9 protein-coding genes are annotated in these 7,037 nt (G+C 67.0%); 4 read left to right on the top strand and 5 right to left on the bottom strand.

The window, feature by feature from the left end; translation table 11 throughout:
* On the bottom strand, positions 1 to 822 hold an 822-nt coding region (locus tag VEG08_15585; GenBank protein ID HXZ29417.1), incomplete at its 3' end, for an inositol-3-phosphate synthase.
* 184 nt (positions 823 to 1,006) lie between these two features.
* On the opposite strand from VEG08_15585, the gene VEG08_15590 reads away from it, so the two are divergent.
* Positions 1,007 to 1,852, top strand: a complete 846-nt coding sequence (locus VEG08_15590; protein ID HXZ29418.1) for an SDR family oxidoreductase — start codon at positions 1,007 to 1,009, stop codon at positions 1,850 to 1,852.
* Positions 1,853 to 1,894: 42 nt separating this feature from the next.
* Entirely contained in the window at positions 1,895 to 2,425 is a 531-nt protein-coding gene (locus tag VEG08_15595) for a DUF4440 domain-containing protein (GenBank protein HXZ29419.1), read from the top strand.
* Here VEG08_15595 and VEG08_15600 read toward each other — a convergent pair.
* The 3 genes from VEG08_15600 to VEG08_15610 are packed head-to-tail and all read right to left on the bottom strand — an operon-like array spanning position 2,422 to position 3,631.
* A complete protein-coding gene (locus VEG08_15600; protein HXZ29420.1) occupies positions 2,422 to 3,045 on the bottom strand; it encodes a DedA family protein in 624 nt (207 codons plus the stop codon). The genes VEG08_15595 and VEG08_15600 overlap by 4 nt on opposite strands.
* Before the next feature lie 30 nt (positions 3,046 to 3,075).
* Positions 3,076 to 3,363, bottom strand: coding sequence for a hypothetical protein (locus VEG08_15605; GenBank protein HXZ29421.1), 288 nt, complete (start codon positions 3,361 to 3,363; stop codon positions 3,076 to 3,078).
* Positions 3,364 to 3,403: 40 nt separating this feature from the next.
* The gene (locus tag VEG08_15610; protein ID HXZ29422.1) at positions 3,404 to 3,631 is read right to left on the bottom strand and encodes a hypothetical protein; all 228 of its coding nucleotides are present in this window, start codon (positions 3,629 to 3,631) and stop codon (positions 3,404 to 3,406) included.
* An 85-nt stretch (positions 3,632 to 3,716) separates the two neighbouring features.
* Between VEG08_15610 and VEG08_15615 the strand changes: the two genes are divergently transcribed.
* A complete protein-coding gene (locus VEG08_15615) occupies positions 3,717 to 4,676 on the top strand; it encodes a Kdo hydroxylase family protein (protein ID HXZ29423.1) in 960 nt (319 codons plus the stop codon).
* 176 nt (positions 4,677 to 4,852) lie between these two features.
* On the opposite strand, the gene hemQ is transcribed toward VEG08_15615, so the two are convergent.
* On the bottom strand, positions 4,853 to 5,716 hold the full coding sequence (gene hemQ / locus VEG08_15620; GenBank protein HXZ29424.1) for a hydrogen peroxide-dependent heme synthase: 864 nt from the start codon (positions 5,714 to 5,716) through the stop codon (positions 4,853 to 4,855).
* A 58-nt stretch (positions 5,717 to 5,774) separates the two neighbouring features.
* On the opposite strand from hemQ, the gene nth reads away from it, so the two are divergent.
* A complete protein-coding gene (gene nth, locus VEG08_15625; protein HXZ29425.1) occupies positions 5,775 to 6,641 on the top strand; it encodes an endonuclease III in 867 nt (288 codons plus the stop codon).
* The last annotated feature ends 396 nt before the right edge of the window (positions 6,642 to 7,037 follow it).

A 7,037-nucleotide genomic window follows, 5' to 3' on the forward strand; every position in this document is an offset into this window, starting at 1 on the left:
CATGCGCGCCTTGAAGGCGGGGGCGAGCACCGTCTTCATCAGGGTCTGGCCGGTCTTGAAATCCTTGCCGCAGATGGGCGCCGAGTTGCGGCGCGAGAGTTCGTGCATGGCCGGGATGTCCACCGTCAGGTTGGGAGCGCCGTTGGCGAAGGGCACGCCCTCCGAAAGCGCGGCGTAGGCGTAGATCATGGAGGGCGCCACCGCGGGGTCGTTCTTGGCCATCGCCTTCTCCAGGTTCTTGAGCGAAGCGTGGGCCTCGGTGGGGCGCAGGAAGATCTCGGTGGAGGCGCACCAGATCATAATCAGGCGGCTGGCCCCGGAGGTCTTCTTGAAGTCGCGGATGTCCTGGCGCAACTGCTCGGCCAAGTCCATCTTGTTCTTGCCCTTCTTGACGTTGGGGCCGTCGAGTTTCTTGACGTAGTAGTGGTCGAAGACCGCCGGGCGCGGCCGCAGCGAGCCCAGGAAGGGCTTGATCTGGTCGAGCAGGTCGCGGTCGAGCACGCCCGCCTTGCGCGCCGCCGTGTACATATCGTCCTCGAAGATGTCCCAGCCGGTGAAGACCAGGTCCTTCAGCCCGGCCAGGGGAACGAAGTCCTGGATCTTGGGCGAGCGGCCCTCGGTGCGCTTGCCCAGTCGGATGGTGCCCATCTGGGTGAGCGAGCCGATGGGGCGGGCCAGGCCGCGGCGCACCGCCTCCACGCCGGCCACGAAGGTGGTGGCCACCGCGCCCATGCCCGGGATCATGACCCCCAGCTTGCCTGTGGGCGCGGCGAGCGCGCTGCCCTGCGTCTTCGGGGATGCCTTCACACTGCGAGTGGCCATGGAGAAGTGCCCGTCCTATAAGGAATTTGGCGGCTTCCAGAAACTCGTTATCTTCTCGTATCGAGCGGGGATTTGCAAATCGTTGCAGATTGTAGATTTCCGATTGCAGATTTCCTCGGCAGTGTGGATGATGCCAAGACTCGATCTGCAATCTACAATCTGAAATCGGCAGTCGGAGGGCGGCTTGGGCGACAAGGTAGCGGTAGTGACGGGTTCTTCCAGCGGCATCGGGCTGCTGGCCACGGTGGAGCTGGCGCGGCGCGGCTTCCGGGTGGTGGCCACCATGCGCCGCCTGGAACGGCGGCAGAAGCTGGACGAGGCCGCGGCGGCCGCCAAGGTCTCGGACCGCCTCGACCTGCGCCGCCTCGACGTCACCGAGTTCGCTTCCCTGCCCCCGGCGGTCGAGGCCATGGTGCGCGACCACGGCCGCATCGATGTCCTGGTCAACAACGCCGGCTTTTCCACCGGCGGCTTCTGCGAGGACATGCTGCTCGAGGAGATCCGCACCCAGTTCGAGACCAACTTCTTCGGCGCGGTGGCCATGACGCAGGCGGTCCTGCCCACCATGCGCCAGCAGGGATCGGGACACATCATCATGATCTCCTCCATCGCCGGGCGCGTGGGTCAGCCGGTGGTGGGCAGCTACTGCGCTTCCAAGCACGCGCTGGAGGGCTGGAGCGAATCGCTGCGCGTCGAGACCCACTCGCTGGGCATCCGCGTGGCGCTGGTCGAGCCCGGCGCCTTCGAGACCGATATCTGGACGCGCAACGTGCGCGTGGGCAGCAAGGCCATGGGCCCGGAATCGCCTAATAAAGAACGCTCCCGGCGCTTCGTCGAGTTCGTGCGCAAGGACCTCAAGAAGCGCGACCCGCAGCCGGTGGCGCGCCTGATCGCCGACATCGCCGAGAACCCCAACCCCAGGCTGCGCTACCTCATCGGCAGCGACGCTCGCTGGGGCTTCTGGCTCAAGACCCTCCTGCCCTGGAAAACCTGGGAGAAGATGGTCGCCAAGCACACGCACATCGACTGACGCGCTAAACTCTTCCGGAGACCGCGTTCCCCGGAGGACCCTGTGCGTTCGACCGTTCTTCTCCTCCTGCTTCTCGTGTTCCTGCCTGCAGCCGCACAGCGGCCGCGACGCCCGGCTTCGCCGCCCGCGTCGGACCAGCAAGCGGCGCAGGACCGCCTGCTCGCCGACCAGCGCGCCATCGCCCGCCTGCAGGAGCGCGACATCGCCGCCAACACTGCCCTGGACCTGGACGCGCTGATCGCCCTGACCACCGACGACGTGGTCCTGCTGCCTCCGGGCCATGCTCCCGTGGTCGGCCACGAGGCGCTGCGAACGTTCTACGGAGAGCTTCTCGACCGCGCTACCGACGTCCAGGTGCTGGCCTACAGCGAGAACTGGGAGGAGGTGCGCATCGTCGGCGACTTCGCCTTCCAGTGGGGCACGATCACGGAGCGCTCCAAGCCCTCGGTCAGCGGCGCCGAAACCACCAGCGCCGTGCACGCCATGCGCATGCTGGCGCGCCAGCCGGACGGAAGCTGGAAGATCGCGCGTGCCATATGGAACGCCGCGCCTGCTCCCGCCGCCTCGCGCTAAGCGGTGCGCACGCGGTGCTTCCAGTGGGTCCAGACGAACCAGACGACGCCGATGGCGATCACTGCACCGATCACCGCGTCGAACTTGTGGAAGTACTTCCCCAGGTAGTCCCAGTGCTGGCCCGCCTTCATGCCCAGCCAGGCCAGGCCCAGGCACCAGGGCCAGGAGCCCAGGAAGGTGTAGGCGTGGAAGCGCGCCAGGGGCATGCGCGCTACCCCCGCAGGAAAGGCGATGAAGGTGCGGATCACCGGCAGCAGCCGGCTGAGGAACACGGTGATGTCGCCGTAGCGCTGGAAGAAGCGGTCGGCCCAGTCCAATTCCCGCCGGCTGAGGAAGATCCAGGAACCATACTTCTCCACCAGCGGACGGCCGCCGTGCGCGCCCACCCAGTAGGCCACCGCCGAGCCCAGGTTGCAGCCCAGCGCCCCCACCGTCGCGACCCACAGCAGGCGGAAGCGCCCGGTGAAGACCAGGTAGCCGGAGAACGGCATGATCACCTCCGAGGGCAGGGGGATGCACGCCGATTCGATGGCCATCAGCAGCAGAATGCCGGCGTAGCCGGAGGTGGAGATGGTCCAGATGACGAAGCCGCTGAGCAGCTTGAGCAGGTTGGCGATCATGCCGCGGGACCCGGTCGGGCAGGGGGCACGTCAGGCCTCGGCCACGCCCGGTGGCGGTTCGCTCTCCTGCGGCAGCGACTGCTCGTAGGCCGCCACTTCGTCGGAGACGTCCTTCTCGCAGCCGGAGCAGACGGCCTCCGCTCCCTCGTTCTCCAGCGACTCGCTCTCCACCAGCATGGAGCCGCTGGAGACATAGGCGTGGTTGGCCTCGTCCCACTCGAAGATCTCCTCCAGCGTTCCCCCGGTGATCTGACAGCCGCTGAGCACGATCACGTAGTTGTGACTGCCGCAGTGCGGGCACTTGAAGGGTTCCATCATGACTGGGTTCCTGGGAACGGCGGGCCCCGCAGGGCCGGCTCTAAAAATCCCCGCTTTCCTGGGTGAAGGTGTAGCCGGGCAGGTTGGCGCCGTCCGCGCTTTTTTCCACTTTGACGCGCACGGTGTCCTGAGTGGCGGCGTTGGCGTCGGCGCGACGCAGGATGGCGTACTGGGTGAAGACTTCGTTGTAGAGCTTGGTGACCAGGAAGTTCACCCCGTTCTCGTCGCTGCGCCAGACCTGGCCGAGCTGGACCGCTTTCACCGCCATGGCAAGTTAAGACTACCCACCGCGCGCGCGCACGTCAAATCGCCGCGGCGGCGGTGCTACACTGGGCGCGCCGGGACGATTCCCCATGGAACCAGCGCTTCCATCTTCGCCGCTGCTCGGGATCGACGACTACCGCTATCCCGGCGGCTGGGCGGCGTCGAGTCACCCGGCGGAGCGCGCCTTCGCCTGCTGCCGCGCCCTGGAAGAGGGCCGCATCCTGATCTTTGCGGCCGTTCCCTTCGAGCTGCCCGCCGACGACCGCGCCTTCCTCATCTCGCAGCGGCAGACCGAGTCGCGCTTCCACAAGAACATCTCCTACCGGCCGCGCCAGGACGTGATGCGCGGCACCTCCAGCGAGAGCCGCGAGGACACGGAGCGCCTGCACGGCATCCTGCGGCGCTACTCCGCCGAGGTCACGCGCTTCCTCGAGGACTTCCTCCGGCCCTACGCCGGCAAGCTGGCGCTCGACTTCGCCAGCTTCCGCCCGCTGGAGGAGGCGGGGCGCGACCTGCCCCTGCACAAGCGCAACGATCTGCTGCACGTGGACGCCTTCCCGACCCGGCCCACGCGCGGGGCGCGCATCCTGCGCGTCTTCACCAACATCCATCCGCAGGCGCCGCGGGTGTGGCGCTGCGCCGAGCCTTTCCACCACCTGGCGCCGCGGCTGGCCATCCAGGCGGGACTGCGGAGGTTCGCGGCGCGGGGCGCGGCGCCCTGGCGTCCCTTGGCGCGCAATGCGCGGGCGGTGGCGCGCGCCGTCGGCATCCCCGCGCCCGACCGCAGCGCCTACGACGAGTTCATGCTGCGCTTCCACGATTGGCTGAAGGAAAATTCCGCCTTCCAGGAGGGCGCGCCCAGGGAGCCGGTGGAGTTCCCTCCCGGCGCGACCTGGCTGGTCTACACCGATGGCGTGCCGCACGCCGCGCTCAGCGGCCAGTACGCCCTGGAGCAGACCTACATCGTGCCTCGCGAGGCCCTGGTCTGGCCCCAGGTCGCGCCCATCAGCGTGCTGGAAGAATTGGCGGGCTGCGAGATGGGGCGGTAAAAGGTGTGGGACAGCCGAGTCGGGTTTGCCTTCGTTGTGGCCTTCGTGCGTACTTGGTGTCCTTTGTGGTGATCTTCTCAAAAGCATTGCCACAAAAGGTCACAAAGGTTTCACGAAGGAGCACAAAGAAAGAGCACCCGGACGGCCGACACGGCCGTCCTACGCGAACGCGCGGCCTATTCCTTCTTGGGCAACTTGCCGCTCAGCAGGTCGCCGAGCCGGGCGACGGGGCAGCGGACGCCCACGTAAAAAGCCCCGAAGGCCGCATACACGGCGCTGACCTCGTCGAAGCGCATCTCGTAGATCAGCTTCTTGAAGACCAGGGGATCGTCGGCGAACAGGTCCACGCCCCACTCCCAGTCGTCGAAGCCGATGGAGCCGGAGATGATCTGCTTGACCTGGCCGGCGTAGCGGCGGCCCACCTCGCCGTGCTCCGCCATCTGCCGCTGCCGCTCCTGGATGGGCAGGGTGTACCAGTTCTTCTCTTCCCCGCGCCGCCGGTCCATGGGATAGAAGCTCAGGTAGCGGCTCTCGGGGATCCTGGGAAACAGGCGCGGGGCCATGGCCTGGCGTTGGTGCTGCAGCAATTCTTCCGTCTCGCGCTTCCACTCGTCGGAATTGGGCTCGACACCGCGGTCGGTGAGCGCGCGGTAGAGCTTGACGGTGGAGTCGTAGAGGCCCAATTCGATCACGGAGAGGTAGGAGCCGGCGGGCTCGAGCAGGTCCCATAGCTCCAGGCTGCCCAGGCGCAGTTCGGCGGATTTGAGTTCCTCGAAGGACGGCCTGAAGTGCACGAAGATGAGGTCGGCCTTGTGGCCGAGGATGGAGTAGAGCGCGCTCTCGCCCTGCTGCTCCATGGGAGCCAGCGTCTTCACCGCCTCGGCGACGATCTTCTTCTTCTGCGCCGGGGAGAGCTTCTTCCACGCCGTCCAGCGGAAGCGCATCATCTGGTGCAGGACGCTGGAGCCTTCCAGGGTGAGCGGCAGGGCGGGCAGATCCGCGTGCGCCGCCAGGATGTCCACCTTCGATTCCGGCCTCATTCGCCTCTCCGCGGCCAGGATTGTAGCGACCGCGGGCTCCATTGTAATCTGCTGAGCCATGCGAGGCACTACACCACGGGTCCCCAGCCGCAGCGGGCGCCAGGAGGGCGCGCGCCGCCCGGCGCAGCGCGCCTCGGGCGCGGGCGCGAAGAAGCAGTTTCAGGCGAAGCCGGCGCGCGGAGCGGCCGTCCTGCCGGGCGCGGCCAAGACGTCTGCCAAGCCGCGGAAACCAGCGAAACCCGCCGCCGGCTATGATCCCGTCGCCCCGATGCGGGTCATGGAGATCCTGAAGCGGCTGGACCAGCTCTATCCCGGCGTGACCTGCGCGCTGGGTCACAAGAGCGCGTGGGAGCTGCTGGTGGCTACCATCCTCTCGGCGCAGTGCACCGACGTGCGCGTGAACATGGTCACGCCCGAGCTTTTCCGGAAGTACCCCACGCCGGCCGACTTCGCGCGCCTCAAGCCCGAGCAGCTCGAGCCCGACATCCGCTCTACCGGCTTCTTCCGCAACAAGTCCAAGTCGGTCGTGGGAGCGGCGCAGAAGGTGGTCAAGGAGTTCGGCGGCCAGGTCCCCAACGAGATGGAGCAGATCCTGACCCTGCCCGGGGTGGCGCGCAAGACCGCCAACGTGGTGCTGGGCACGTGGTTCAAGAAGGCCGAGGGCGTGGTGGTGGACACGCACGTGCAGCGCATCGCGCGGCGGCTGGAGCTCACGAAGAACGAGGACCCCGCCAAGATCGAGCAGGACCTGATGCGCGTGATCCCGCGGGAGAAGTGGATCGAGTTCGCCCACCAGATCATCTGGCACGGGCGCAAGCTGTGCGCGGCGCGGAATCCCAAGTGCGCCGACTGCCTGCTGGAGAATCTCTGCCACGCCGCCGACAAGAGCTGGTCCACGGTGGAGATACACAAGAGCGCCCTCTGAACTCGGCCCAAATCATGACTTGGTGTCATCCTTCCGCCGACCGAAGGGAGGCGGGAGGATCTGAGGAGATCGGCTGCACCACCCGCACGGTGGCGCAGGCTGCATCGTCAGATCCTCCGCTCGGCTTTGCCTCGCGAAGGATGACATCTCAAGAGGCAAACGGTGGTGAGGGCGGCGCGATGTCGCTTCCTGCGGTAGACTCGTAGATTCGCGATTGCCGGGAGAAGACCGCTCATGCGCATCGCAATGTTCTGTCTGCTGTCCCTTGCCATGATCACCGACCTCACCGCCCAGACCCTCACCGCGCCCAAGGCCATCACCGATCCCAAGCAGATCAGCGCGCAGACGCGGGAGTTCGTGCAGGCCTTCACCATCGACATGCTGTACATGACGCGG

The sequence above is a fragment of the Terriglobales bacterium genome (assembly GCA_035624475.1).
GTDB lineage: Bacteria > Acidobacteriota > Terriglobia > Terriglobales > Acidobacteriaceae > DASPRL01.

Bases quoted from the DNA above. Each gene is read 5' to 3' on its own strand.
- VEG08_15600 (HXZ29420.1), bottom strand. From the start codon at position 3,045: ATGATCGCCAACCTGCTCAAGCTGCTCAGCGGCTTCGTCATCTGGACC.
- VEG08_15605 (HXZ29421.1), bottom strand. From the start codon at position 3,363: ATGATGGAACCCTTCAAGTGCCCGCACTGCGGCAGTCACAACTACGTG.
- VEG08_15610 (HXZ29422.1), bottom strand. From the start codon at position 3,631: ATGGCGGTGAAAGCGGTCCAGCTCGGCCAGGTCTGGCGCAGCGACGAG.
- VEG08_15615 (HXZ29423.1), top strand. From the start codon at position 3,717: ATGGAACCAGCGCTTCCATCTTCGCCGCTGCTCGGGATCGACGACTAC.
- hemQ (HXZ29424.1), bottom strand. From the start codon at position 5,716: ATGAGGCCGGAATCGAAGGTGGACATCCTGGCGGCGCACGCGGATCTG.
- nth (HXZ29425.1), top strand. From the start codon at position 5,775: ATGCGAGGCACTACACCACGGGTCCCCAGCCGCAGCGGGCGCCAGGAG.